At 63.9% G+C, this 24,291-nt stretch carries 21 protein-coding genes; 17 read left to right on the top strand and 4 right to left on the bottom strand.

Going from position 1 to position 24,291, the window contains the following annotated elements:
• The first annotated feature begins 427 nt into the window (after positions 1-427).
• The 3 genes from upp to ACFMO7_RS18355 all read left to right on the top strand — a co-directional run bounded on the left by upp (position 428) and on the right by ACFMO7_RS18355 (position 2,644).
• The gene (upp, locus tag ACFMO7_RS18365) at positions 428-1,096 is read left to right on the top strand and encodes a uracil phosphoribosyltransferase (RefSeq protein WP_376796958.1); all 669 of its coding nucleotides are present in this window, start codon (positions 428-430) and stop codon (positions 1,094-1,096) included.
• Positions 1,097-1,116: 20 nt separating this feature from the next.
• Positions 1,117-1,599 (top strand): hypothetical protein, encoded by a 483-nt coding sequence (locus ACFMO7_RS18360; protein ID WP_376796942.1) that lies wholly within the window; start codon positions 1,117-1,119, stop codon positions 1,597-1,599.
• 226 nt (positions 1,600-1,825) lie between these two features.
• On the top strand, positions 1,826-2,644 hold the full coding sequence (locus ACFMO7_RS18355; protein ID WP_376796941.1) for a M55 family metallopeptidase: 819 nt from the start codon (positions 1,826-1,828) through the stop codon (positions 2,642-2,644).
• Between the two features lie 299 nt (positions 2,645-2,943).
• Here the strand turns inward: ACFMO7_RS18355 and ACFMO7_RS18350 are convergent, their stop codons facing one another.
• The 3 genes from ACFMO7_RS18350 to clpB all read right to left on the bottom strand — a co-directional run bounded on the left by ACFMO7_RS18350 (position 2,944) and on the right by clpB (position 9,214).
• Positions 2,944-4,782 carry a methyl-accepting chemotaxis protein gene (locus ACFMO7_RS18350; RefSeq protein WP_376796940.1) on the bottom strand — a complete coding sequence of 613 codons (1,839 nt, stop codon included), beginning with the start codon at positions 4,780-4,782 and terminating at the stop codon, positions 2,944-2,946.
• A gap of 318 nt (positions 4,783-5,100) precedes the next feature.
• Positions 5,101-6,498: a LuxR C-terminal-related transcriptional regulator gene (locus ACFMO7_RS18345; protein ID WP_376796939.1), complete on the bottom strand. Its 1,398-nt coding sequence runs from the start codon at positions 6,496-6,498 to the stop codon at positions 5,101-5,103.
• A 115-nt stretch (positions 6,499-6,613) separates the two neighbouring features.
• Positions 6,614-9,214 (bottom strand): ATP-dependent chaperone ClpB, encoded by a 2,601-nt coding sequence (gene clpB / locus ACFMO7_RS18340; protein WP_376796938.1) that lies wholly within the window; start codon positions 9,212-9,214, stop codon positions 6,614-6,616.
• A gap of 280 nt (positions 9,215-9,494) precedes the next feature.
• Between clpB and scpB the strand changes: the two genes are divergently transcribed.
• Positions 9,495-10,169: an SMC-Scp complex subunit ScpB gene (gene scpB, locus ACFMO7_RS18335; RefSeq protein ID WP_376796937.1), complete on the top strand. Its 675-nt coding sequence runs from the start codon at positions 9,495-9,497 to the stop codon at positions 10,167-10,169.
• A 114-nt stretch (positions 10,170-10,283) separates the two neighbouring features.
• Positions 10,284-11,156 (top strand): deoxyribonuclease IV, encoded by an 873-nt coding sequence (locus tag ACFMO7_RS18330; protein WP_376796936.1) that lies wholly within the window; start codon positions 10,284-10,286, stop codon positions 11,154-11,156.
• 222 nt (positions 11,157-11,378) lie between these two features.
• Here the strand turns inward: ACFMO7_RS18330 and ACFMO7_RS18325 are convergent, their stop codons facing one another.
• The gene (locus ACFMO7_RS18325) at positions 11,379-12,140 is read right to left on the bottom strand and encodes an FG-GAP repeat domain-containing protein (protein ID WP_376796935.1); all 762 of its coding nucleotides are present in this window, start codon (positions 12,138-12,140) and stop codon (positions 11,379-11,381) included.
• A gap of 1,039 nt (positions 12,141-13,179) precedes the next feature.
• Here ACFMO7_RS18325 and ACFMO7_RS18320 point away from each other — a divergent pair.
• The 12 genes from ACFMO7_RS18320 (at position 13,180) to hypF (ending at position 24,138) form a co-directional block, all read left to right on the top strand.
• Positions 13,180-14,208: a hydrogenase expression protein HypE gene (locus ACFMO7_RS18320; protein WP_376796934.1), complete on the top strand. Its 1,029-nt coding sequence runs from the start codon at positions 13,180-13,182 to the stop codon at positions 14,206-14,208.
• 135 nt (positions 14,209-14,343) lie between these two features.
• Positions 14,344-16,146, top strand: coding sequence for a nickel-dependent hydrogenase large subunit (locus ACFMO7_RS18315; RefSeq protein ID WP_376796933.1), 1,803 nt, complete (start codon positions 14,344-14,346; stop codon positions 16,144-16,146).
• A gap of 87 nt (positions 16,147-16,233) precedes the next feature.
• Positions 16,234-16,893, top strand: a complete 660-nt coding sequence (locus ACFMO7_RS18310) for a NifU family protein (protein ID WP_376796932.1) — start codon at positions 16,234-16,236, stop codon at positions 16,891-16,893.
• Entirely contained in the window at positions 16,893-17,666 is a 774-nt protein-coding gene (locus ACFMO7_RS18305; protein WP_376796931.1) for a DUF5947 family protein, read from the top strand. The genes ACFMO7_RS18310 and ACFMO7_RS18305 overlap by 1 nt, the downstream gene beginning before the upstream one ends.
• Positions 17,653-18,309: a DUF6084 family protein gene (locus ACFMO7_RS18300; protein WP_376796930.1), complete on the top strand. Its 657-nt coding sequence runs from the start codon at positions 17,653-17,655 to the stop codon at positions 18,307-18,309. Before ACFMO7_RS18305 ends, ACFMO7_RS18300 begins: the two co-directional genes overlap by 14 nt.
• Positions 18,306-19,394 carry a hypothetical protein gene (locus ACFMO7_RS18295; RefSeq protein WP_376796929.1) on the top strand — a complete coding sequence of 363 codons (1,089 nt, stop codon included), beginning with the start codon at positions 18,306-18,308 and terminating at the stop codon, positions 19,392-19,394. The genes ACFMO7_RS18300 and ACFMO7_RS18295 overlap by 4 nt, the downstream gene beginning before the upstream one ends.
• Positions 19,391-19,762, top strand: a complete 372-nt coding sequence (locus tag ACFMO7_RS18290; RefSeq protein ID WP_376796928.1) for a hypothetical protein — start codon at positions 19,391-19,393, stop codon at positions 19,760-19,762. Before ACFMO7_RS18295 ends, ACFMO7_RS18290 begins: the two co-directional genes overlap by 4 nt.
• Positions 19,759-20,379, top strand: a complete 621-nt coding sequence (locus ACFMO7_RS18285; RefSeq protein WP_376796927.1) for a hydrogenase maturation protease — start codon at positions 19,759-19,761, stop codon at positions 20,377-20,379. Before ACFMO7_RS18290 ends, ACFMO7_RS18285 begins: the two co-directional genes overlap by 4 nt.
• A gap of 49 nt (positions 20,380-20,428) precedes the next feature.
• Positions 20,429-20,533 carry a DUF6893 family small protein gene (locus tag ACFMO7_RS18280; protein WP_376796926.1) on the top strand — a complete coding sequence of 35 codons (105 nt, stop codon included), beginning with the start codon at positions 20,429-20,431 and terminating at the stop codon, positions 20,531-20,533.
• A 96-nt stretch (positions 20,534-20,629) separates the two neighbouring features.
• A complete protein-coding gene (locus tag ACFMO7_RS18275; RefSeq protein ID WP_376796925.1) occupies positions 20,630-21,016 on the top strand; it encodes a hydrogenase maturation nickel metallochaperone HypA in 387 nt (128 codons plus the stop codon).
• Positions 21,017-21,028: 12 nt separating this feature from the next.
• Positions 21,029-21,748 (top strand): hydrogenase nickel incorporation protein HypB, encoded by a 720-nt coding sequence (hypB, locus tag ACFMO7_RS18270; RefSeq protein ID WP_376796924.1) that lies wholly within the window; start codon positions 21,029-21,031, stop codon positions 21,746-21,748.
• A gap of 29 nt (positions 21,749-21,777) precedes the next feature.
• Positions 21,778-24,138 (top strand): carbamoyltransferase HypF, encoded by a 2,361-nt coding sequence (gene hypF / locus ACFMO7_RS18265; protein WP_376796923.1) that lies wholly within the window; start codon positions 21,778-21,780, stop codon positions 24,136-24,138.
• The last annotated feature ends 153 nt before the right edge of the window (positions 24,139-24,291 follow it).

The following is a 24,291-nucleotide window of genomic DNA, read 5'->3' as shown; positions in this document are numbered from 1 at the left end:
AGCACAGTCGGTCGATTCTCGTGACCTACTCGTTTCTCTGCACGTACCGCAAGGCCCCAGCCCCAACCCGGACCGGCCTGAGCCTGGCCCGGCGCGCCCTACAGGGCCGGGCTTCTTGCCAGCCAGCTCGTGCTCACCCACTGGCTGACTGGCTGGCCCAGGTGCTGGAAGGCGAAGGAAGCGGGGTCAGCCTGGGGCCGCCACTGGCTCCGCCTCCGCCCATGCCAGTCGCCAGATGCCTGCCGCTCGCTGAGCAGCTTGCTGGCAATTGGCGGGCGGAATGAGACACTCTCGACGCCCTTCATTATGTCTGATAGAATGCATAAAGGCAACCGTACAGGCCACTTTTCTTCCGCCAGGAGCATATCAAGGAGAAGGCAACATGACAGAAGTGGGTACCCGGAGCGAAGAACAGCCCGTGCTCCCAATGCAGGGAGTGCCGCAGCCTCACCGAGAAGAGGTGCTTAATCTGCCACGTGTCCATATCTCTCAACATCCCGTAGTAGCGCATAAGATGACAGCCCTGCGCGACAAGCGCACGCCGCCAACCGAGTTCTATCGCCTGGTCAAGGAGATTGGGGCCTTGCTGGCCTACGAGGCCACGGCCTCGCTCGCGCTGGAGCCGGTCGAGGTGGAGACCCCGCTGCAGAAAACCACCGGCCAGCGCCTGGCTGGTGGCATTGGCATTACGCCGATTCTCCGCGCCGGCCTGGGACTGGCGGAGGGCTTTCGCGAGGTCATTCCTGACGCGCAGGTCTGGCATTTGGGCCTGCGGCGCGATGAGCGGACCCTCCAGGCGCAGGAGTACTACAATCGGCTGCCAAGTACTGTCAATCTGCAGGTCTGCTATGCGGTCGATCCTATGCTGGCTACCGGTGGCTCGGCCATCGATGCCATCACGATTCTGAAACAGCGCCGCATTCCCCGCATTTGCTATGTCGGCATTATCGCCGCTCCCTACGGGTTACTGCGGCTCTCGCGAACCCATCCAGATATCGACATTTATATTGCCGCTCTCGACGAGAGCCTCAACGATTACGGCTTTATTCTGCCGGGCCTGGGCGATGCTGGCGACCGGCAGTTTGGGACCTTCTGAGGAGGATAACGAAGGGTGCGATGTCGGATCTGAACTATGACCCGCAGCAGCTCAGCTCGGAGACTGCTGAGGAGGCGGTCCGGCAGAAGCAGGAGCAAACGGCTGGCGAGGCTGCGCTCTCTGTGCCGGCTTCCCAGGCCGAGGTAGCTGAGGCGCAAGCTGAGCAGCCCGCTCCAAGCCAAGCGCCAGCGACCCCTCCCGAGTGGGAGACCAATGGGGGCCCGCTGGGCTGCTGCCTGGGGGTGACCATCGGCCTCTTGCTGAGTCTGGTTGTGCCTGTGGCTGCCCGCCTCATTGGCTCTCCGCTGACCGACTTCTTCAGTGGCGCCTTGCTGAGAGTGGTGATGGGGCTGGCCGCTCTGGTAGCCGCCATCATCTGCGGCTACTTCGGGTGGAAGGTTGGGCGCCGCCTCTATCGTGAGTACGAGCTTAGCCCCCGCCAGCGGCGCCGCCTCGAAGAGCTAGAGCGCAGATATGCCCAGCGGCAACGGCGGCGCCTCTGAGCCTGCCAGAAAAGGGAGAGAGGGAGGAAGGCAAGGGCCTGAGCTGCCTCCCCACCCACGGGGGAAGGCTGGACCAGAGACTCCAGAGTAGGAAGATTGGGGTGGTCTTGTTTTTTTTGCCCTTTGAGTCCTGCTGCGTCCTCTAAGATAGAGAAGGCCGATGTCTACAGACTGATTGTGGACAGGCGTATATGACCGTTCTGCATCGCTTGAGAAGGATTTCTCCATGCGTGTCGTGATTTTTTGCGATATGGAGGGCGTGGCCTGTATTGAGACCTGGGAGCAGGTCACGGCTGGGCACTCTCTTTATGAGGAAGGGCGCAGGCTCTATACCGACGAGGTGAATGCGGCGGTGCGTGGGGCCCGCGCCGCTGGCGCCACGGAGATCACGGTGGTAGACTGTCACGGGGCTGGGGGAGCCTATAACTTCAAGAGCTTCCTCGCGGAACGTTTAGAGTCCGGTGCTCAGTATGTCCTGGGCCATCCCTGGGGACGCTACATCGAAGCCTTCGAGCGTGGCTGCGACGCCATTCTCTTTGTCGGCGCTCACGCGATGGCTGGCACAGCGGACGGAGTGCTCTGCCACACCGTTTCTTCCGAAGCCTGGTACAATGCTTCCATCAATGGGACGCTCGTAGGCGAGAGCGGCATTCTCGCCGCCATCGCTGGCTCTTGGAACGTACCTGCCATCTTTGTCTCTGGGGACACGGCCACCTGCCGCGAGGTCACAGCGCTCCTTGGCCCACAGGTAGTCACTGCCGAGGTCAAGCGGGGTCTGAGCTGCTTCTCCGCCGTCCATCTGGCGCCGCGCGATGCCTGCTCGCTCATCGAAACGGGTGTGGCGCGGGCGCTGAGCACACGCAACTGGCCCAAGCCCTACAAGCCCGACTCGCCGGTCACCTTCAAGGTCGAATTGGCCGGGCCTGAGCGGGCAAGCGACTTCAGGGGCAGACAGGGTGTGGAGATCGTCGGGCCGCGAACGGTGATCTCCACGGCTGCCACCTTCTGGGAAGCCTGGAATCAATTCTGGTATCGTCAGGCTTAGCTGGGGAGCGGGTCAGTCCTGCCCGGGGCGGCCGTTGCTCCCCTTAGCCCTTGGGGCTGCCCTGCCCGCTGCGGCGCGGTGCGACGTGGCGTGGCGCGGCGCCGCGGAGGCAGATCCAACCGGGGCTGGGGCCTTCAGCGACAGGACGGGTGGGCGGTATGGCCTTTGTCAGCCAGGGGCAGAAGGGGAGACTGATAGACCACCTCGCTCGTACTCTCATTCTCCACTTGTCCGCTCCCCTCGCTCTGGTCTCTGTCTCTCTCTTCAGAAGGACCGCCGCGGCGTGAATGGACCCTGCTTCACAGCTCCTCTATCACCTTGAACGGAGCCACCCGCCGACGCAGGCTCTCGGTCAGACTGACCACGGCGTCAACAGCCTGTTTGCTGTGCTGCAGGTGCTCGTTCAATTCGGCGCTCATGCGCGACATCTCCCCTACTGAGGCGACAGCTAGCTGCGAGCTTTTGCTCTGGCGTTCCGTGTCAACATGGATCACATCGGCCAGATCGGCGATCTGCTCAGCCACCGTAAGAATAGCATCCAGCTCGATACCGGTCTGGGTGACCAGGTCGGTCTGAGTGATCACCTGCTGCGTGTTGCGCTCCACGCTCTGAGAGATGGCCGTCGTCTCATGCTGGACCGTTCGAATATGGGTAGCGACCTTGCGCGCCGCTTCGGCGCTGCGCACCGCCAGTGTGCGGATCTCCTGAGCGATCACCGCGAAGCCCTGGCCGTACTCGCTGGCGCGCACCGCCTCGATCGCCGCGTTGAGCGCCAGCAGATTCATGCTGGCCGTCAGATCGGTGATGGCCGTTACTGTCTCGTTGATCTCCTGGCCGCTCTCGCTCAGGCGCTTCATCAGGCGGGCCGACTGCATAGTGGCCTCGCGCACCTGACGGATACCCTCCACAGCGCGATCGACCGTCTCCTGGCCTTTGGCCGTCACATCCAGGGCCTCAGAGGTCATTTGTGTCAGCCGGGCGGCATGTTCGCCGAGCTGGCGGATCAGGGTCGTCAGTTGATCCACCTCGTGGGAGAGGTGGTAGACCTGGCGCTCCTGCTGATCGGCGTCGCGTACCAGTAGCTCGCTGCTGCGCTGCAGGCCATGAGCGTAGTCATCAAGCAGGCGAGTGATTTTTTGCACATCGGAGACCACGGCATGGAGCTGTTCGATCAGAGCGTTGACAACCTCGGCGATCGGCTGAAGAGAGGCATGCTGCACCTGCAGCCGGACACGCAGGTCGCCGCGGCTCAGCGGCTCCAGGTCTGCCCGCAGGGAGGCGATGGCCTCCTGCAGGGCGCGGTGCTCGGCCTCCTGCTGCGCGAAGACCTGGGCGTTATCGATCGCGATGGCCGCCTGGTTGGCAAAGAGTTCAAGGATCTCAATGCGCTCGAGCGTGGGGATCTGGCCATCCTCTGGCTCATCGAGGGAGATAAAACCGACGAGCTGTTTCTTGCGCGGACTGTAGAGCGGCACGATCAGCATGTCGAGCGGGTGCCAGCCACCGGGTCGGTAGTCGCTGAGCGGCATGTTACCAACCAGCGTTACATCGGCGAACTCGTGGATATGCTCGTGCGAAATAAAGTAGCTCTGGCTGATGCGGAACTCTGGCCGCATCTGACGCAGCATCTGTTCCACCCGCATCGGATGCTCAATGAGGCGGCGCTGATCCTCGGCGGAAATGCCGGCGAAGGCCACGGCTTTCAGGTACTCGCTATTCTCCTGCAACAGCTTGATCACCGCGCTACGGAAGCCGGTGCAGGCGGTAATCGAAGCGGCAATCTGCTGGAGCACCTCCTCCAGGCCCAGCTCGGCGCGCAGCATATTCCCCAGGCGAATCAGCTCCTTGACCTGGCGTGTGTAAAGCGCCTGCTCCTGGGTCGGAGAGCTGGGGCCGGCCGTACCGGTCGCGCTGGCGCTGCCTGTGGCGGGCACTGTGGGTCCGGCGGACTGAGGTCGAGAGGCGAAGCGCTCGCGCTCCGCTGAGGTATTGAGCGGGGGGAAGGTAGTCATAGCAACCCTACTCCGTGCATGGTTAGTCTCGTGATGGACGCTCCGTTCCTGACGTGTCGGCTCGTTGCCGCTGCGCAGGCGTACACGCAGGGGAATAAACCAGTTCTGCTGTTTTCTCTCTGCCATGCCAGCATCGTATTCCTTTCCAGTGCGGCCCGCGCGGTCTGGTCTGGCCTGGCGGCAAAAAACGGTTCAGCCGGTCTTGCCTCCTGTGCTCCCGGTGGGCGAAAAGACTCCCATGCCGCACTAAGAAGTCGCCTCCAGTCTCAGGGTGAGGATAGCATATTCTCATGCAAGAGTACAAGGTGAGTGGGAAGATGGTTTCGTTGTGGCCGAAGCGCGCCAGGAATCGGGCGGTCCGGGACGGGAGGGTCGCAATCAACGATGGAGGAGTGGCTGACGGCGGCCCTGGCCTGGCCTGCTCCTGGGCCCGGTCATCCCCTATCACTCGTCCTTCGGTTGGGGCGAGGCCAGGGCGTCGAGAGGCAGCAGGCCCTCCTCCAAAGCCCGACTCAGCGCCTCGGTGCGTCCCGAGACGTGCAGCTTCTGGTAGATATTGGCCAGATGGAAGTTCACAGTGCGCTCGCTGACCTGCAAGCGACGCGCGATTTCTTTGTTGCGCAGGCCGCGGGCCAGCAGCAGCAGCACCTGGCGCTCGCGCGTTGTCAGACTGGTAGCGGGAGCGCGCTCCTCTCCCTGGCTGAGGCTCGTCAGCAGGCGGGCCGCCAGTTGAGGCTGAACTACGGTTTCGCCTCGGGCGATGGCGCGAATGGCCTGGACCAGCTCATCGGGGGCCACCTCCCTGAGCAGGTAGCCATCGGCTCCCGCCCGTAGAACGGCTGAGAGGTCCTCGGGGCGACTGGAGGCGGACAGGACGAGGATGTGGGCATCGGGGCTGAGCTGCTTCATCTGGCGCAGCGTTTCCAGGGCTTGCGTCTCGAGAAGCGGCAGATCGAAGACCACTACCTGTGGGCCCAATTCCAGGACCTCGCCGCTGGCCTGGATGCCGTTGGCTGCTTCTCCAATGACCTGCAGGTCCGGGTAGCTTTCTAGAAGACGACGCAGGCCAGCGCGCATCACTGGCTGGCCTGCCACTACCAGCAGCCGCAGGGTCTGCAGGTGCGTTGGAGGCGGCCTCGTTCCTCTGGCGGCTGCCGGTGCCGGCGGACTGGAACCGGGCGGGCGCTCGTAAGGCAGGCTGGCCCTGATCTCGTGTCCCTGGCCGGGCCTGGCGCTGCTGGTCAGGCTGCCGCCCATAGCGCGCAGTTGCTGGCCCAGAGCCTCCAGGGCCTCCTGACCGCTGGCGGCCGGAGTAAAGGGAGGGGCAGCCACCACCGGACCTTCCTCATTGGCCTCCCCATCATCGCTGAGGATCAACTGCAGCTCCTGGCGACCGTAGTGGAGGGCCAGGCGCAGGTGGCGGACGGCCCGGTGATGAGCGATTGTCGCCAGGGCCGCGCGTGTCAGACGATAGAGCAGGACCGCTGCCGAGGGGTCCAGTCGCTGGGCCTCGCCCGTCACCTGGAGGCGACTGGCCGCACCAAAAGCCTCAGCGCGCTCTTCCACCAGCCGTCCCAAGGCCTCTACCAGCCGCTCCGTCTGCTGCTCCGGCTCTTCTCCCTCAAGGGTCTCACTGGCGAGGCGCAGTTCGGCGAGCAGCGTCGTCACCCTTTCCTCCGTCTGAGCCAGCCCCTGGGCCACGCGAGCCAATTGCTCAGGGGTGGGTGGCTCAGCCAGCAGCGCGCGCAAAGCCCGTAGCTGCACGGCCAGCCCACTCAGCACCTCAACCAGGTCCTGGCTCTGGCTATTCCCAAGAGCACGAGCGCTCTCCACTGGTAACATCGGTCAGCAACTCCCGAAAGAGAGTGGGCCTGCCAGCCCGGGTCGGCTGGAGGGTGGCCTGCAGGGCGGCGCGAGCCTGAACAGGCCCGCCGCGCCCCGGCACGGCCCCGTCCCCTCAGACCTGGGCCGCCGCCCGCAGCGGCTCAATGACAATCTGGCCGTCGCGCACATCGATCTGCACCGAATCGCCCTCGCGGATCGTCCCATCCAGCAGCGCGCGCGCCAGGCGATTCTCGACCTCGCGCTGGATCACCCGCTTGAGTGGGCGCGCGCCGAAGTTTGGATCGTAGCCCTCGCTGGCCAGCAGTTCGCGTGCGGCCTCGCTCACCTGCAAGCTGATATGGCGCTCGGCCAGGCGCGGGCGAAGGCGATTGATCTGAATATCCACGATCTCCTTGATCCGCTCAGGAGTCAGCGGGTGGAAGATCACGATCTCATCGATGCGGTTAATGAACTCTGGGCGGAAACCCTCCTCGCGCAGGCGCTGGCGGACCTGGCGCTGGACCTCTTCCTCATCGAGCCGCTCCAGCTCGGGCAGCCAGCTCGTGCCGACGTTGCTGGTCATAATGATCACCGTGTTCTTGAAGTCCACGGTGCGACCCTGGCCGTCGGTCAGGCGGCCATCGTCGAGCAGCTGCAGCAGCACATTGAAGACGTCGGGCGCCGCCTTCTCGATCTCATCGAAGAGCACCACGCTATAGGGATGGCGACGCACCGCCTCCGTCAACTGGCCGCCCTCCTCGTAGCCCACATAGCCCGGCGGAGCGCCGATCAAACGCGAGACACTGTGTTTCTCCATGTACTCCGACATGTCGATGCGCACCAGGGCCTGCTCATTATCGAAGAGGAACTCCGCCAAAGCGCGGGCCAGCTCCGTCTTACCAACGCCGGTCGGACCCAGGAACAGGAAGCTGGCCAGCGGACGATTGGGGTCCTGCAGCCCAGCGCGCGCCCGGCGGATAGCATCCGAGACCGCGCGCAGCGCGTGATCCTGACCCACTACGCGCTCACGCAGACGCTCCTCCATCTTCAACAGCTTCTGAACCTCGCCCTCCATCAGTCTGGCCACCGGGATATGCGTCCACTTAGAGACAATCTCGGCGATATCCTCGGCGTCGACCTCCTCCTTCAGCATGCGAGCGCCCTGAATCTCGCTCAACTTCCCTTCCATCTCGCGGATGCGGCGCTCCAGCTCTGGAATGACCCCATAGCGCAGACGGGCCTGCTCCTCCAGATTATACTCGCGCTCGGCCTTCTCGAGGGCCACCTGGGCCTCCTCCAGCTCCGTCTTCAGGCGGCGCAGGGTCTCCACAGGCTCCCGTTCGCGTTCCAGCGAGAGGCGCAGGCTATGCAACTGCTCATTCAGATTGGCGATCTCCTGCTCCACGCGCTCGCGCCGCTCGCGGCTGGCCGGGTCCGTCTCCTTCTTCAGGGCCTCATGCTCCACCTGGAGCTGACGGATGCGGCGCTCCAGGGCATCGATCTCGCTCGGCGTGCTATCCAGCTCTACCCGGCGCCGGCTGGCCGCCTCATCGATCAGGTCGATAGCCTTATCTGGCAGGAAGCGGTCGCTGATATAGCGTTTCGAGAGCACCGCCGCCGCCACCAGCGCGCTATCCTGGATACGGACGCCATGATGGACCTCATAGCGCTGCTTGAGGCCGCGCAGGATGCTGATCGTATCCTCAACCGAAGGCTCCTCGACCATGATGGGTTGGAAGCGGCGCTCCAGGGCGGCATCCTTCTCGATATATTTACGATACTCATCGAGCGTCGTTGCCCCGATGCAATGCAGCTCGCCGCGGGCCAACAGAGGCTTAAGCATATTAGAGGCGTCCATTGCCCCCTCGGCTGCGCCGGCACCGACCAGCGTATGCAGCTCATCGATAAAGAGGATAATGCGGCCCTCCGAATTCTGGATCTCGCGCAGGACGGCCTTGAGACGCTCCTCAAATTCACCGCGATACTTCGCGCCAGCGATCAACGCTCCCAGGTCGAGAGCGATAATCTGCTTATCCTTTAAGGTCTTGGGCACATCGCCGCGCACAATGCGCTGGGCCAGGCCCTCAACGATGGCCGTCTTACCCACGCCGGGATCGCCGATCAGCACTGGATTATTCTTTGTGCGCCGGCTGAGCACCTGAATCACGCGGCGGATCTCCTCGTCGCGCCCGATCACCGGGTCAAGCTTCCCCTGGGCCGCCAGGGCTGTCAGATTGCGCCCGTACTTCTCCAGGGCCTGATACTTGCCCTCGGGATTCTCATCCGTCACGCGCTGCGAGCCGCGGATAGCGCTCAGCGCACGCAGCGCCGTATCGCGCGTCACCCCCGCGGCGCGGAAGGCGCGCTGAACGGCCTCACCACCAACCTCAAAAAGCGCCAGCAGCAAATGCTCGACACTCAGATACTCATCCTTGAAACTGCCCATCTGGCGCCAGGCCTCTTCCAGGACGCGGCGCAGCTGCGGCGATAGACCCGGCTCGCTGCCCCCATAGACGCGGGGCATCCGTTCCAGCTCATTGTGCACCACACGCCGCGCCGCCGCCAGGTCGCCACCGGCCTTCTGGATGACCTCGCTCGTAATCCCTCCCTGCTGCTCCAGCAAAGCGGAGAGCAGATGCTCCGGTTCAATCTGGCTATGGTTATAGCTGCGTGCCAATTCTGAGGCATCCGTGATGGCCTCGCGGGCCTTCTCAGTTAAGCGCTCTAACTTCATAGCTCTCTGGTCTCCCCCTGTTTGCCAACATCTTATCTTGTCTGTTACTATACCACATTGAGTGGCTCATTGCAAGAAGATTTGAGTGATATCTTATCAAAGTTGGGCCAGGAGAACCAAAATTGCCAGCTATGCTCGGCGGAAGGGCTATGGTATAATGGCCGCACCATCCCTGGCTCTCTGGCAAAAGGGGGATGGGCCAATCGCTCAGGTTAGTCAGTCAGTTAGTGACTCACTCACCCACTATCCACTCACTATGCAGAGGCAGGACAAGGTGAGCGTGGAGACGCCGAAGGGCGGCACGACAAGCGGCGCGCTAGAGATGGCCAGTCTGCCGCAGACCCTCCAGGGAGACGAGGTCCGTCTGGCGGCGGCCATCGAAAGCCTGCTCTTCGTAGCGGGGCGACCGCTGGAGCACAACGAGCTGCGCAAGGTCTTGGGCGTCAGCGAGGAGGAGCTGCAGAAGGGACTGCATGCCCTGGCCCGTACTTTGGAGGAGCAGCGACGTGGACTGCGTTTGCAGCGCCTGGGCACACAGGTGCAGCTCGTGACGGCGCCTGAAAATGCGCGCTATGTGGCGGCCCTCCTGGGCCTGCCATTGACTGCCAGGCTGACGCCGGCGGCTCTGGAGACGTTGGCGGTCATCTGCTACCGTCAGCCGATTACGCGCGCCCAGATCGAGGCCATTCGTGGGGTGAACAGCGATCGGGCCCTGGCGAGCCTCATTCAGCACGGGCTGGTGGCCGAGGTGGGCCGGGCTCCCACGGTGGGCCATCCGGCTCTCTTTGCGACCACGCCGGAGTTTCTGCAGCAGTTTGGGCTGACCAGCCTGGACGAGTTGCCTCACATCGATGGGCTGCCGGATGTCCAACGCGCCGTTCAGGCCCTGCAAGAGCGTCTGCCCTTGAGCGAAGGGGCGGCTGCATCAGATAGCCTGCGCGAGCAGGCGCCCTGAGTCCAGTTCCTGGAAGCAGCTGTGCTTCCCCTGTCTGGCCGCCGGAGGAGACAAAGCCGAGGGCCAGGCCCCATCGGTGCGAGGAAGCAGGCAGAAGGTGGAGTCAAGAGCACGATGCGCATAGGACGACACATGCCGCTCAACGGCAGACCGCTGCAGGCCCTAGAGATTGCCTGCTCCCTTGGCTGTGAGACGATCCAACTATTCGCGAGCAATCCCACAGGCTGGAGGCCACCGGCCGGCGGAGAAGAGGCTGCTCTGGAATTTGCTCAGGCGGCCCGCGCGCGGGGTCTGGCCCCGCTGGTTGTGCATGCTCCCTACCTGATCAACCTCGCCTCGCCGCGCGAGGAGACCTGGCAAGCCTCGATCAGCCTGCTTTCCTGGACGCTGGCCCGCGCGGCTCTACTGGGCGCCTCCGACGTGGTGGTACATGTCGGCAGCCATCGCGGGGCCGGTCTCGAGCAGGGCCTCGCCCGCCTGAGCCAGGCCCTGCGCCGCGTTCTGGCCGGAGTGCCAGCCGGGGTGCGCCTTCTGCTCGAGAACGATGTTGGGGCCGGCCATACTCTTGGACAACGCTTCGAGGAGCTGGCCACCGTGTTGGAGCGGTTGCCGGAGGAACAGGAGCGGCTGGGGATCTGTCTGGATACAGCCCATCTCTGGGGGGCGGGCTACGACATCGGCTCGCCTGCGGGAGTGGAGGCCATGCTGCAGCGCTTCTCCGAGTTGGTTGGCCTGCCGCGGCTCAAGCTGATCCACCTCAACGACAGCCGGCAGGCTTTGGGCAGCCATCGCGATGTCCATGCCCGGATAGGAGAAGGCCAGATCCCTGTGGCCGGTCTGCAGGCCCTACTCAACGACAGTCGCCTGGCCGGGCTGACGGTGGTGCTGGAGACACCGATCAGGCGTGACGAGCGTGACCGCGAGGACTGGGACCACGATCGCCAGCACCTGCGTTACGTTAAGAGCCTGCGCGCTCACGACGACTAGCCTTCTGCGTCGCAGGAGCGGGGCCGGCGCCGGCGGATCTTCAGGCTGGTTCCTGTGGTCCATAAGAGGCATCGCCTCGGAAGCGAAGAAAGGACAGAAGCCAGCTCAGCGAGTCGCCGGCTCTATTGAGAGCAGGCGTCGAGAGAGTCTGGCTTCTGCCCTCTGATCATCCGGTAGGGGCCCTGGAAGGCCCCAGGCGCCGCGCTTGTGCCGGCGCCCGGCTTAGAGGCTGATGTGATCGGCGGCGGTAGCCGGACGGAAGGTGTCCCCCTCGTTTAGCAAGACCAGACGCTGCTCGCCGATATGGACGATCAGGTCTGGCCGACCATCGCCGTTCACATCGTGAACCTCGGCGGTAATCGGTACCAGGTCCTGATTGGGACCAAAGAGCACCGGGCCATTGTAGACGCGCGCGCTGCTGCCGTCCCCACCGGGAAATTCGATGATCTCAACATGTCGATTGAGATTGATGAAGACGAAATGGGTGGGGTGGCTCGGGCTGTCGTTGTGCCCGACCACGGCGTCCATCTGCCAGGTGCGTGGGCGCCCAAACTGGACGTCCTCCTGATGGAGCTGCCACCAGGAGCCGAGGTAAGCCAGGCCCAGGCCGAGCAGGGCGGTGAGCAAGAGGCCCAGAAGGATGGCGCGCAAAGCCCAGAGCCAGGAGCGACCCGAACGCCGGGCCTTGATGCGCGTCGGCGCCACCGTGCGCAGCCCCTCGGGCACTACCGCCTTAGAGGTCGTTCCGTATTCCGGCCTCATCTGGCTACTGGCGCGCCTCCGTTGGATGAAAACCGCCGGCTGCGGGCCAGTAATACCACTCAGCGGTCCAACCACGTCCGCGCTGGCGGGTGGCAGGGGCTGATAGCGGCGTGTGCTGCTCGGCAGCCGCGGCGCAAGGTAGATGGCATCATCCTCCTCCTCCCCGGTGATGGCCTGCCTCTTCCTGGTCACCCCGGGCGGCTGACGAAGCTGTATCGTCATGGAGTAATTTCCCCTTCTTTATGCCGGCCCACTTGGGCCTAGAATGCATGTTCTATATACTAGGGTGATCACTGCTCGTTTGTCAAGTCCCCCGGTAGGAAAATCTTAGATGTGGTCTGAAGTCGTCCGAAGTGAAACAGGCTATAGCAATGTGAGACAGATGCAACTGCGTTGCAACGCCAATGTCTGCTTTGCAGGGATTCAGGCTTGACTCTCCTGATTTTTCTATGTTATAGTTGATTCTGTCTCGGGATGCTTGCCGGGCATGAACCTCAACCATACTTCGAAAAAAGCGAAAGTCCATCCCTGAGCGGAAGTTTCTGTCAACGCTCTCACCTGAACAAGGAAGCGCTATTTGCTCTCAGGGAAGAGCTGGTCCTTGGATGTTGGATCGTTAGCGCCTGTTGTGCTCACGAGGAGGAACAACGGACCGGCTGAGGGCTTTCCGGCTGTGCTGCTTACATCGGAACCCCCTTGCCTGCTCCTTCGCTCTACTCGCTTCGCCGCTCGAGCCTGCGCCCTTCGTTCTGCCTGGAAACGAGTCTTAATCAGCCCTAGCAAGCTTACGATTTCTCCACCAAGTCTTGGGGTGGCCTGGTCTGCTCGCTGCTTCCAGGCTCAGCCTGGCTCCTGCCTGTTCGCGGGCCTGATCGTCTCCCTGGCTCCCGAACGAACAGGCTCGAGTTGCGACCTGGTGTTCTCCGCCCCTCGGGGTGATGGTGATGGGCCATCTTGACGGGCTGCTGAGCGGGTTCGCGATTTGGTGCTGCTCGCTATCCTCAATATAGGGATGAGGGAGGGGTCGAAGCGATAGGGCTGGAGGCGATCAGTCTGCTAAGCTGAGCAAGCAAGGAGGCCCGCGTCTCCCCTAGCGCATCCACAGGCAGAGAAGGCTCTATTGAGGGCACGTGTCTGTGTTGTTTGTTGGTCTGCCGGTCAGTTCGTTGGAGACCCTGTCTGGGAGGGCCGGGCCATGAGTGAACTGGCCGGGCTGCGAGCGTGCGTGCACTGGCGCGCTCTCGTTGAAGGAGGCACCGCTATGACCAGGACGCGCGTGGAGGCGGTCCATATCGTCTGGATCACCGCGGGCCTGGGCTGCGATGGCGACTCGGTCTCGATTACGGCGGCCAGTCAGCCAAGCCTGGAAGATGTGCTTCTGGGCGCAATCCCGGGACTGCCCCGCGTCTATTTGCACAATCCTGTGCTGGCCTATGAGTTGGGCGGCGACAGCTTTATGACCTGGTGGTACCAGGCGGAGCGTGGCGAGCTTGATCCCTTTGTGCTGGTAGTCGAAGGCTCGATCCCCAATGAGCGGATTAAGCGCGAAGGCTATTGGGCCGCGCTCGGTACCGATCCGGCAACTGGGCAGCCGATCACGACCTGTGAGTGGATCGATCGGCTGACCCCCAAAGCGTGGGCGGTGGTGGCCATTGGAACCTGCGCTACCTATGGTGGTATCCATGCCATGCAGGGGAACCCCACCGGAGCGATGGGCCTGGCCGACTATCTGGGCCATGGCTGGAAGTCTTGGGCTGGTATCCCTATTGTCAATGTCCCTGGCTGTCCCGTGCAGCCGGATAACTTTATGGAGACCCTCCTCTATCTGCTCTATCAGGCTGCCGGCCTGGCACCGATGATCCCCCTCGACGACCTTGGACGCCCCACCTGGCTCTTCGGCAGAACGGTTCATGAAGGCTGCGACCGCGGTAGCTACTATGAGCAGGGCGATTTCGCTAAGGAGTATGGCGCTCCTCAGTGCCTGGTGAAACTCGGCTGCTGGGGTCCGGTTGTGCAGTGCAATGTGCCGAAGCGTGGCTGGATGGCGGGCATCGGTGGCTGCCCCAATGTGGGCGGCATCTGCATCGGCTGTACGATGCCTGGTTTCCCCGATAAGTTTATGCCCTTCATGGATGAGCCTCCTGGCGCCAAGCTCTCTACGGGCATCGCTGGCGCCTATGGCGGGGCGATTCGGGCGCTGCGCAACATTACGAAGTCAACGCTCAATAAAGAGCCTTCATGGCGGCGCAAGGGCCGCGAGCTGGCCACCGGCTATCAGCCGCGCTGGTAGGAGGCAAACGGCCAGGGCTTCTGACGGAGGCAATTTCCGAGCCTGTTCTGCTCAGGTTGCTCTGCTGAGGCTCTCCTACGCTGTTTGGCTCGTCTGAATGTTTGCTTGCTCCTGTTCGGTAAAGGAGAGAGCACGATGACTACAGAAGTGCGACGTCAGGCTGCCCCGGCTGAGCCTGGCCAGGTGATCGAGATGGCCTGGGACCCGATTACGCGCATCGTTGGCAGCCTGGGGATCTATACCAAGATCGATTTCAAGAAGCGGCAGGTGGTGGAGTGCTACAGCACGTCCTCGATCTTCCGCGGCTATAGCATTTTTCTGAAGGGCAAGGACCCGCGCGATGCCCATTTCATCACGAGCCGGATCTGTGGGATCTGTGGGGACAATCACGCGACCTGCTCCGTCTATGCCCAGAATATGGCCTATGGGGTGAAGCCGCCGGCCCTGGGCGAGTGGATTCTCAATCTCGGCGAGGCGGCGGAGTACATGTTTGACCACAACATCTTTCAGGAGAATCTGGTCGGGGTCGATTTCTGCGAGCAGATGGTGCGCGAGACCAATCCCGGGGTCTGGGAGCTGGCTCAGAAAACCGAGGCTCCGCATGCGGCGGACCACGGCTATCGCACGATCGCCGATATTATGCGGGCCTTGAACCCTTTCACGGGCGAGTTCTATCGCGAGGCGCTGCAGATGAGCCGCCTGACGCGCGAGAAGTTTTGTCTGATGGAGGGGCGCCATGTGCATCCGTCGACGCTCTATCCGGGTGGCGTGGGTACGGTGGCGACGGTCCAGCTCTTCACGGATTATCTGGTGCGCCTGATGAAGTATGTCGAGTTCATGAAGAAGGTCGTGCCGCTGCACGATGACCTCTTCGATTTCTTCTATCAGGCCCTGCCCGGCTATGAAAAGGTGGGACAGCGTCGTATTTTGCTGGGCTGCTGGGGTTCGTTCCAGGACCCCGATGTCTGCGACTACGATTATCGCACGATGGATAAGTGGGGCCGGGCGATGTTCGTGACGCCGGGCGTGGTGGTCGATGGGGAGCTGGTGACCACGAGCCTGGTCGAGATTAATCTGGGCATCCGTATTCTGCTGGGCAGCTCCTACTACGAGGATTGGGAGAACGAGCGCACCTTTGTCGATCGCGATCCGTTAGGCAATCCCGTCGATCAGCGCCATCCCTGGAACCAGACGACGATTCCGAAGCCGCAGAAGCGCGACTTCAAGGGCAAGTATAGCTGGGTGATGTCGCCGCGCTGGTACGATAAGCGCACGGGGCAGTATCTGGCGCTGGATACGGGCGGTGGACCGCTGGCCCGCCTGTGGGTGACCGCTCTGGCCGGCCTGGTCGATCTGGGAGGCTACATTAAGGCGACAGGGCACAGCGTGAAGATCCGTCTGCCCAAGACGGCCCTCAAGCCCGAGGTCGAGTTTGAGTGGAAGATCCCCAAGTGGAGCAATGCTCTGGAGCGCGATCGGGCACGCTCCTACTTCCAGGCGTATGCGGCGGCGGTCGCTCTCTACTGTGTGGAGCAAGCTCTGGCGGAGATTCGCGCCGGACGCACCAGGACCTGGAGCGATTTTACGGTCCCCAAGGAGGCCATCGGCTGCGGCTTCCATGAGGCGGTGCGTGGGGTGCTCTCTCACCATCTGGTGATCGAGAATGGCAAGATCGCGAACTATCATCCGTATCCACCCACGCCGTGGAACGCCAGCGTGCGCGATGTCTATGGGACGCCCGGCCCCTACGAGGATGCGGTTCAGAATACCCCCATTTTCGAGGAGAATGGCCCCGACAAGTTTAAGGGGATCGATATCATGCGGGCGGTGCGCAGCTTCGACCCCTGCCTCCCCTGTGGCGTCCACATGTATCTGGGCGATGGCAAGGAGCTGGAGGTCGTGCATTCGCCGACCTTCGGACGCCTGCCGGAGCAGTGAGGAGGCACATGGCTTCCGCCGGGCTGCCTTGCGCCGCCTGTTCCGGCTGCACGCTGGGGCCGACGGCGCGATCGGGAGGAGAAGGCTATGGGCAGCGATACCTGGGAGTGCCAGGGGCGCCATCCGGCTGAGGAGATCGAGCGCTTGCTGGCTGAGATCGAGGATCTGCCCGATGCGCGAGGGCGGGCGTTGGCCGAGGAGCTGGTCCGCTCGTTGCTCTCGCTCTACGGCGAGGGCCTGCGCCGCATGGTGGAACTGCTGAGCGCCGCGGAAAGCTCTCAGAGGTCGTCCTCTGGAACACACCTGCTTGAGCTGTTGGCGAGCGATGAGCTGGTAGCCGCTTTGCTGCTCCTGCATGACCTGCACCCTGTGCCGCTGAGGGTCCGGCTGGAACAGGCTCTGGAGGAGCTGCGGCCTGTGGTACAGGGACACGGGGGCGAGCTGGTACTGGTCGACCTGGCGGAAGGGGTACTCTCTCTTCGCCTGACTGGGAGCTGCCACGGCTGTCCCGCCTCGCTTCAGTACTTGCGGCAGAGGATCGAAGAGGCGGTGTATCGTGTGGCTCCCGATTTGAGCGGGTTGGAGATTGAGGAGGGGACAGAGGCCGCGGGTGGAACGGTGGGGCAGAGGCCGCCCCAGGGAGGGAGACCGGTTCCGATGGTCTTTGTCCCGCGGCGGCGCGCCGGGTCCCCTGCGCCGGTCACGGTGCAGGGGACTGGGGGCGGCGCCAGAGGAGGTGAGGGCTGATGGGAACGAGGGAGGGACCGCGGCCAGGAAGGGGCGCCTGGCCTGAGTGGGCGGAAGGGGAGAGCGAGCAGCAGACGACCCCGGCTCCTTTGGCGCTCCCTCTGGGCACGCTGCGGCGCTTCGTGCAGAGCGAAGCCAGGCCGCAGCGTCGCCCTCCGGAGCGTTGTGAGCTTTGTCGGACGCCGCTCTTGTCGGCCCATCGTCATCTGTTGGCGCCCGAGAGCCGCCAGGTGATCTGTGTCTGCGGGGCCTGTGCCCTGCTCTTCGGTACGGAAACCCACCTGGGCCAGGGGCGCTATCGCTTGATCCCCGAGCGCTACCGCTGGCTCTGCGATCTGGAGCTGACGGCTGGCGAGTGGGAGGCGCTGGGGGTGCCGGTGAATCTGGTCTATCTCTTCTACAGCACGCCAGCCGGGCGAGTGGTGGCCTGCTATCCTGGGCCGGCCGGGACAACGGAGTCCTTGCTCTCTCTCGATGGCTGGCGGATGCTGGTCGCTCGCTATCGGCTGCTGGCCGAGCTGGCGCCCGATGTGGAGGCCCTGTTGCTGAATCGCGTTCGGGGGGCGCGGGATGCCTATCTGGTGCCGATCGACGCCTGCTATCGTCTGACGGGCCTGATCCGGGCCAACTGGCGCGGCCTGGGAGGTGGCAGGGAGGTTGAGCGTGTCCTGACTGCCTTTTTTGAGGAGCTGCGGGCGCGGGCCGAGCGGGTTGTGGTCGCGGGACGCACGGCACCGGACCGGGGGAAGGGGGAAAACGATGCCGGAGCTTGATTTTGCGCTGGTCGGGGCCGAGGTACCGGTCGCGGCTGCTGCACCCACCTTGCTGTTTCGGTTGCAGGTCAGCAACCGCCTGCCTGCTGAGCCGGTGCGGAGCGTGGCTTTGCGGGCCCAGATCCAGATCGAGGCCGCACGCCGCCAGTATGGTCCCGCCGCTCAGGCGCTGCTCCTGGAGGTCTTTGGGGAGCCATGGCGCTGGGGCGAAACCTTGCGATCGCTGCTCTGGACGCATGTCGGAACGGTTGTGCCGGCCTTCGAGGAGCAGATCGAGGTGGAGCTGCCGGTGCTCTGTACCTACGATTTTGAGGTAGTCAGTACCAAGTATCTGGCAGCCCTGGAAAGCGAGGAGGGAACGATCCCGCTGCGCTTCCTTTTCAGCGGCACGGTCTTCTACGAGGGGGCAGAGGGGCGCCTGCAGGTCGCACCGATCCCCTGGTCGAAGGAGGCTACCTTCGAGCTGCCGGTGCGCTGCTGGCGTGAGCTGATCGCGCGCTTCTATCCGGCGAGTGCCTGGCTGCGTCTGCAGCGCCAGGTCTTCGATCGGCTCTATGCCTACAAGCTGGCTCACGGATTGCCAACCTGGGATGAGACGGTCCTGCATCTGCTGGCGGCGGCAGAAGGGAAGGTGAAGCCGTGAAGCTGGAGGGTCTTAAGGCCATTGCGGATGCGGTCCTCTACGAGGGCTATCTGCTGTATCCGTATCGTCAGTCAGCCATCAAGAACCGTCACCGCTGGACCTACGGCGTGCTCTATCCACGCGCCTACAGTGAGGCGGGGGACGCGGTGGAACCCTGGTGCTTGCAGTGTGAGTGCCTGCTTGAGGCCGGCTTCGGCTCCGGCTCCGGCGCAGGAGCCGAGCCACGGCTCGCTGTCCATGTGCGCTTCCTGCAGCTGATGCGCTGTAGACGCCAGGAGGAACAGACAGCGATGGAGCCGGAGAGGGGTCGCTCACGGGAGGGGCTGCTCTGGGCTGACCCTTCCCTGGTGGGATGTTGGGAAGAGGGGGTGGAGCGCACGGTGAGTGCAACGGGGCTATCGCTGGCTGAGCTGCTCAAGGCGGCCTGGCGCCAGTCCTTCGCTTTTCCGGCGCGCCGCCTGGTGGAGGAAGCACCGGGAGACCGAAGGCCAGATGCACCCCGCTGGATTGTCCGCGAAGGGGGCGAGCTGTGTGGTGAGGTCTCGATCGCTGCTGAGGCGCTGCCCGAGCGCGAGGGGCTGTTCAAGCTGCGCGTCATTGTGGCCAATACCACGCCAATGAGGGCGCCGGCTGACCTGCGCGCAGAAGCGGCCCTGCTTTCGGCCTGTGTCTCGACGCATGCCATCCTCCAGCTAGAGGGAGGCGCTTTTGTCTCCCTGATTGAGCCGCCAGAAGAGCTGCGCCAGTTCGCGGCCTCCTGTCACAACAGTGGCACCTGGCCGGTCCTGGTCGGCGAGCCAGGTCAGCGCGATAGCCTGCTCTCGGCGCCGATCATCCTCTACGACTATCCGCAGATTGCCCCCGAGAGTCCGGCAGCCCTCTTCGACGGCACCGAAATCGATGAGTTGCTGGCCCTGCGCATCATGACACTGACCGACGAGGAGAAAGAGCAGATCCGTCAGGGCGATGCGCGCGGCCGTGCCATACTCGAGCAGATTGAGCGAATGACGCCCGAGCAGCTTCTGCACCTGCACGGCACCATACGCGATCTGCGCTCGCTGTCTCGGGAGGAGGGTGAACCATGAGCGGTGCAGGTGGGAGTGGCTGGACCTTCCCGGGCGAGGATTCCCCGCCACCGGAGGTAATTACGATCGCGGGTCGGCAGGTGAGGGCTGGGACGCGCGTTCGGCTCTGCCCAGGACGGGCGCGCCTGCGGACCCAGTCGGCCCATCTGAGCGATGCTTTTGATCTCCTGTTGGAAGGGCGCATTGGGCGCGTCGAAGTCATTCAGCAGGACTTCGAGAACCGCCTGTATCTGGTGGTCACGCTCGATGATGATCCCGGTCGAGAGCAGTGGGATGAGCGTGTCCTGCCCGGCCATCGCTTCTTCTTTTTCCCCGAGGAGGTAGAGCCACTTGGCGGGGACGAAAGGGAGAGCGGAGGGTCTCTATGAGCGTGAGCTGTGCTGAACGGTTTGATCTCTCCGAGCAGGGGCGGGCCACCTCGTCGGCCCTCGAAGAGGCTTTGGCCGGTACGGCTCCAGACGAACTACATCGCCTGCTGGTGGCCGGCATTGGCAATATCTTTCTCGGCGATGATGGCTTTGGATGCGTGGTGGCTCAGCGAGCACGCGGACGCTATCCGCCAGGGGTTGAGGTGGTTGATTTTGGGATTCGTGGCCTGGAGCTGGCCTATGCCCTCCTCGACGGCTACGACGCACTCGTCCTGATCGACGCCGTGCCGCGTGGTGGCAGTCCCGGGACGCTCTATCTGCTCAAGCCCCTGCTGCCCGAGATGGATCAGGCCGCCGATCTGGCTGCCGGGAGGCTTGGCCTGGAGGCTCATAGCCTGGATCCACTGCGGGTGCTGACCTTCGCCCGTGCTCTGGGAGCGCCGGTCATTCCGACCCTGCTGATTGGCTGTGAGCCAGGGCCCCTGACTGAGGAGGCGCTGCAGATGGGGCTCAGTCCCCCAGTGGAGGCGGCGGTCGAAGCGGCCTTGCAGCTGCTGGACGCGGTGGTCGCTCGGCTCTATCAAGGCTCAGACCCGGCTGAGAGCGCCTGGCGCTGATGTCCCTATGCCTCTCGCTCTCCTGCCGACCGAAAGGAGGTACTCACCAATGGCAAAGTGGATCACAAGCGCTGTTGTATTGGCTCTCTTGCTGCTCGTGCTCAGGCAGCAACTTCCCGATATCCAGCGATATTTACGCATTCGCTCGATGTAGCGGCCGACGGAGCGCAGCGTGTAGTGTCGGGCGCTGGCAGGGAGACCATGCGGGTCGCCCTCGCTGGGGCTGCGGCGCGAGAAAGGTTGCAAGGCGATGCATGAGCTGGCGCTCGCTCAGAGCATCATCGAGGTGGTAGAGTCCAAGGCGGAAGAATGCGGCCTGCGACGGGTGCGAACGGTCCATCTGCGCGTGGGCGAAGCCAGCGGTGTCCTGGCCGAGGCTCTCCAGGGGGCCTTCGCCATGCTGGCTTCGCTCTCACCTGTCCTGGAGCAGGCCCAACTGGTCATCGAGGTCACCCCTCACCGGGCCTGGTGCGAGCCATGTGCCCGGGCCTTTGCTGTGGTGGACTTTCTCGCACGCTGTCCCGTCTGCGGCGCCTGGTCCACTCGCATTCTCTCAGGCACCGAGCTGCAGATCCTCGATATGGAGGTCGAGGCTGATGATCAGCAGGGAAGCCAGGAGCGGGAGCGCAACGAATGAGGAGCGGCACCTATGCCGAGAGTGACCATTGCTCGCAATATTCTGGCGGCCAATGAAGAAATTGCGGCGGATGTGCGGCGCCGATTGGCGGCCGCCTCTGTGCGCTGTATCAACCTCATGAGCGCCCCAGGGGCCGGCAAAACGACTTTGCTCGAACGGAGCGTTGCCAGGCTGCGTGGACAGGTGGCTATCGGAGTCATAGAGGGGGACATTGAAACCAGCCTGGATGCCGAGCGCATAGAGGCTGCCGGGGCTCAGGTGGTGCAAATTAACACGCGAGGAGCGTGTCACCTGGAGGCGCACATGGTGCGCGACGCGCTGGAGGCTCTCGACCTGCAGCGACTCGACCTGCTCTTTATCGAGAATATTGGCAATCTGGTCTGCCCTGCCGCCTGGGACCTGGGCGAGGACCTGCGGGCCGTGGTGGTCTCTACCAGCGAGGGCGACGAGAAGCCAGCGAAGTACCCGCAGATGTTCGCTGCCGCCCAGGTGTTGGTGATCAATAAGCTGGATCTGTTGCCCTATGTGGACTATGACCTGGCGCGCGTGCGCGGCCAGGCCCTGGCCGTCAATCCTGAGCTGCGCCTTTTCTCGCTGAGCTGCCGCAGCGGTGAGGGGCTGCAGGCCTGGTGTGACTGGCTGCTGCAGGTCGTGCATCCGCGTAAGCTGGAGGGAGGCCCAGGCTGCCGCTGCGGCGAGAGCAGCGCTCACCCAAGGGGGCATGCGTCATGAGTGAGGGCCTTTCAGGAGTCGGGGCCGCCATGAGAGCGCGCCACCGCCTGCGTCTCACTGTGACGGGAATCGTCCAGGGGGTCGGCTTTCGTCCCTTTGTCTACAGCCTGGCCCAGCGCCTGCAGCTTGCTGGCTTCGTCCTCAACGACAGCCAGGGCGTGACCATCGAGGTGGAGGGGGCGAGCGAGGCCCTGGCCCGCTTTCGCGAGCTGCTCCAGGCCGAGGCCCCACCGCTGGCGCGCATTGCCAGCGTGGCCGTCGAAGAGGTGCCGCCGCGACAAGAGGCCGCCTTTGTCATTGCCCACAGCCGACGGACAGACGAGCGCAGCGCGCTGGTTTCGCCTGACACTGCCACCTGTGCCGATTGCCTGCGCGAGCTATTCGATCCGGCGGACCGTCGCTATCGCTACCCATTTATAAATTGCACCAATTGCGGGCCGCGCTTCACCATTATCCAGGATGTGCCCTACGATCGCGACAAAACGACCATGCGCCTCTTCAGCATGTGCCCGGCCTGCCGGGCCGAGTATGAAGACCCGGCCAATCGGCGCTTCCATGCCCAGCCCAATGCCTGCCCGGCCTGTGGACCGCACCTCCAGTTAGAGCTATGGGACGAGGAGGCCCCGCTCCTGGTGGCCCGGAGAGCGGGGGAAGAGACTCCTATCGAGCAAGCGGCAAGGCTGCTTGCTCAGGGAGCGATCCTGGCCATCAAAGGGCTGGGCGGCTATCACCTCGCCTGCGATGCCCTCAATGCAGGCGCTGTTGAGCGCCTGCGGCGACGGAAGCATCGAGAAGCCAGGCCCTTCGCGCTCATGGTGCCCGACCTGGAGACGGCACAGCGTCTGTGCCTGGTGAGCGAGGCCGAGGCGGCCCTCCTGCAGTCGCCGCGCCGTCCCATCGTTCTGCTCGAGCAGAGGCCCGCTTCTCCTATCGCCGCGGCTGTGGCGCCGGGCTACCGGACTCTTGGTCTCATGCTCCCCTATACGCCGTTGCATCATCTGCTCCTCCATGCCTTTGCTCAGGCCGTTCCAGCGGGGCGCCCGCCGGTCCTGGTCATGACCAGTGGCAACCTCAGCGAGGAGCCGATTGCCTACCGAGATGAAGAGGCCCGCCGACGCCTGGCGGCCATTGCCGATGGCATGCTCAGCCACAATCGGGTCATCCACATCCGCTGTGACGACTCAGTCACTCGCCTGGCTGCCGGCGGCGAGCAGCTCTTTCGCCGCTCACGTGGCTATGTCCCCGAACCCATTCCCCTGGCCTTTGAGATGCCCTGTCCGGTGCTTGCCTGTGGGGGGCACCTCAAAAACACCTTCTGCCTGGGCAAAGGGCGGCAGGCCGTTGTCAGCCATCACATCGGTGATCTGGAGAACCTGGAGACCCTGGCCTCCTTCCGCGAAGGCATCCGCCATTTCCAGCGCCTCTTCGGCATCGTGCCCGAAGCTGTGGCCTACGATCTGCATCCCGACTACCTGGCGACCCGCTACGCGCTTGACAGCGCCATCGAGCGCCGGATTGGCGTCCAGCATCATCATGCACACATCGCCAGTGTGCTGGCCGAGCACGGCTTGAGCGGTCCGGTCATCGGTATTGCCGCCGATGGCACCGGCTATGGCAGCGACGGAGCGATCTGGGGCTGCGAGATCCTCCTGGCCGACCTGCGCGGCTTTGAGCGTCTGGCTCATCTGGCCTATGTGCCGCTGCCGGGGGGCGAGCAAGCGGTACGCCAGCCCTGGCGCATGGCTGCCGTCTATCTGGCCAGAACCTATGGCGAGCGCTTTCTGGCGCTCGACCTGCCCTTCGCGCGGCGTCTTGATCGCAGTACCTGGCGCATTCTCACCCAGATGATCGCGCGAGGTCTCAACTCGCCGTTGACCTCCAGCCTTGGGCGCCTCTTCGATGCGGTGGCCGCTATCCTGGGCGTGCGCGACGAGGTCTGCTATGAAGGCCAGGCGGCCATCGAGCTGGAGATGCTCGCCAGCAGTGCCAGGCCCGATGACCAGCCGCCCTATCCGTACGCCATCCTGCGCTCTGGTCAGGGACCGCTCCAGATCGATGTGGCCCCGCTGCTTTCCGCCCTGATCGAGGACCTGCAGCGTGGCGGGGAGCTGGCGCGCCTCGCTCGCCGCTTCCATTGCTCCCTGGCGGCCATGTTCTGTGATCTCTGTCAGCAGATCAGGGCGGCGAGCGGCCTCTCGCAGGTGGCGCTCAGCGGGGGCGTCTTTCAGAACCGCCTCCTGCTCGAAGAGCTGGTCAACGAGCTGCAGGCCAACGGCTTCACCGTCTACCTGAATCGTCGTGTGCCGCCCAACGATGGCGGCCTCAGTCTGGGTCAACTGGCGGTTGCTGCGGCCCGCCTGGCGGCGGAGAGCGAAGCCGTCCCACACTGACTGACCCCTGCCGACCGGCGAAGCGTGACCAGCCAGGGCGAGGCCAGGCCGGACAGGGCAGCGAGCGTCCGCTCGGGGCAGCACCGTCATAGCTCAACCGCAGGACGAGCCGCCTTGCGTGTCCCGTCCCAGGTGCTGCGAGAGCAGTGCTGA

Origin of the sequence: Thermogemmatispora sp. (assembly GCF_042408735.1) — a bacterium.
In the GTDB taxonomy this organism is placed as follows: domain Bacteria; phylum Chloroflexota; class Ktedonobacteria; order Ktedonobacterales; family Ktedonobacteraceae; genus Thermogemmatispora.
Note: the sequence above shows the minus strand (reverse complement) of the source record. Positions and strands in the feature narration are given on the sequence as shown.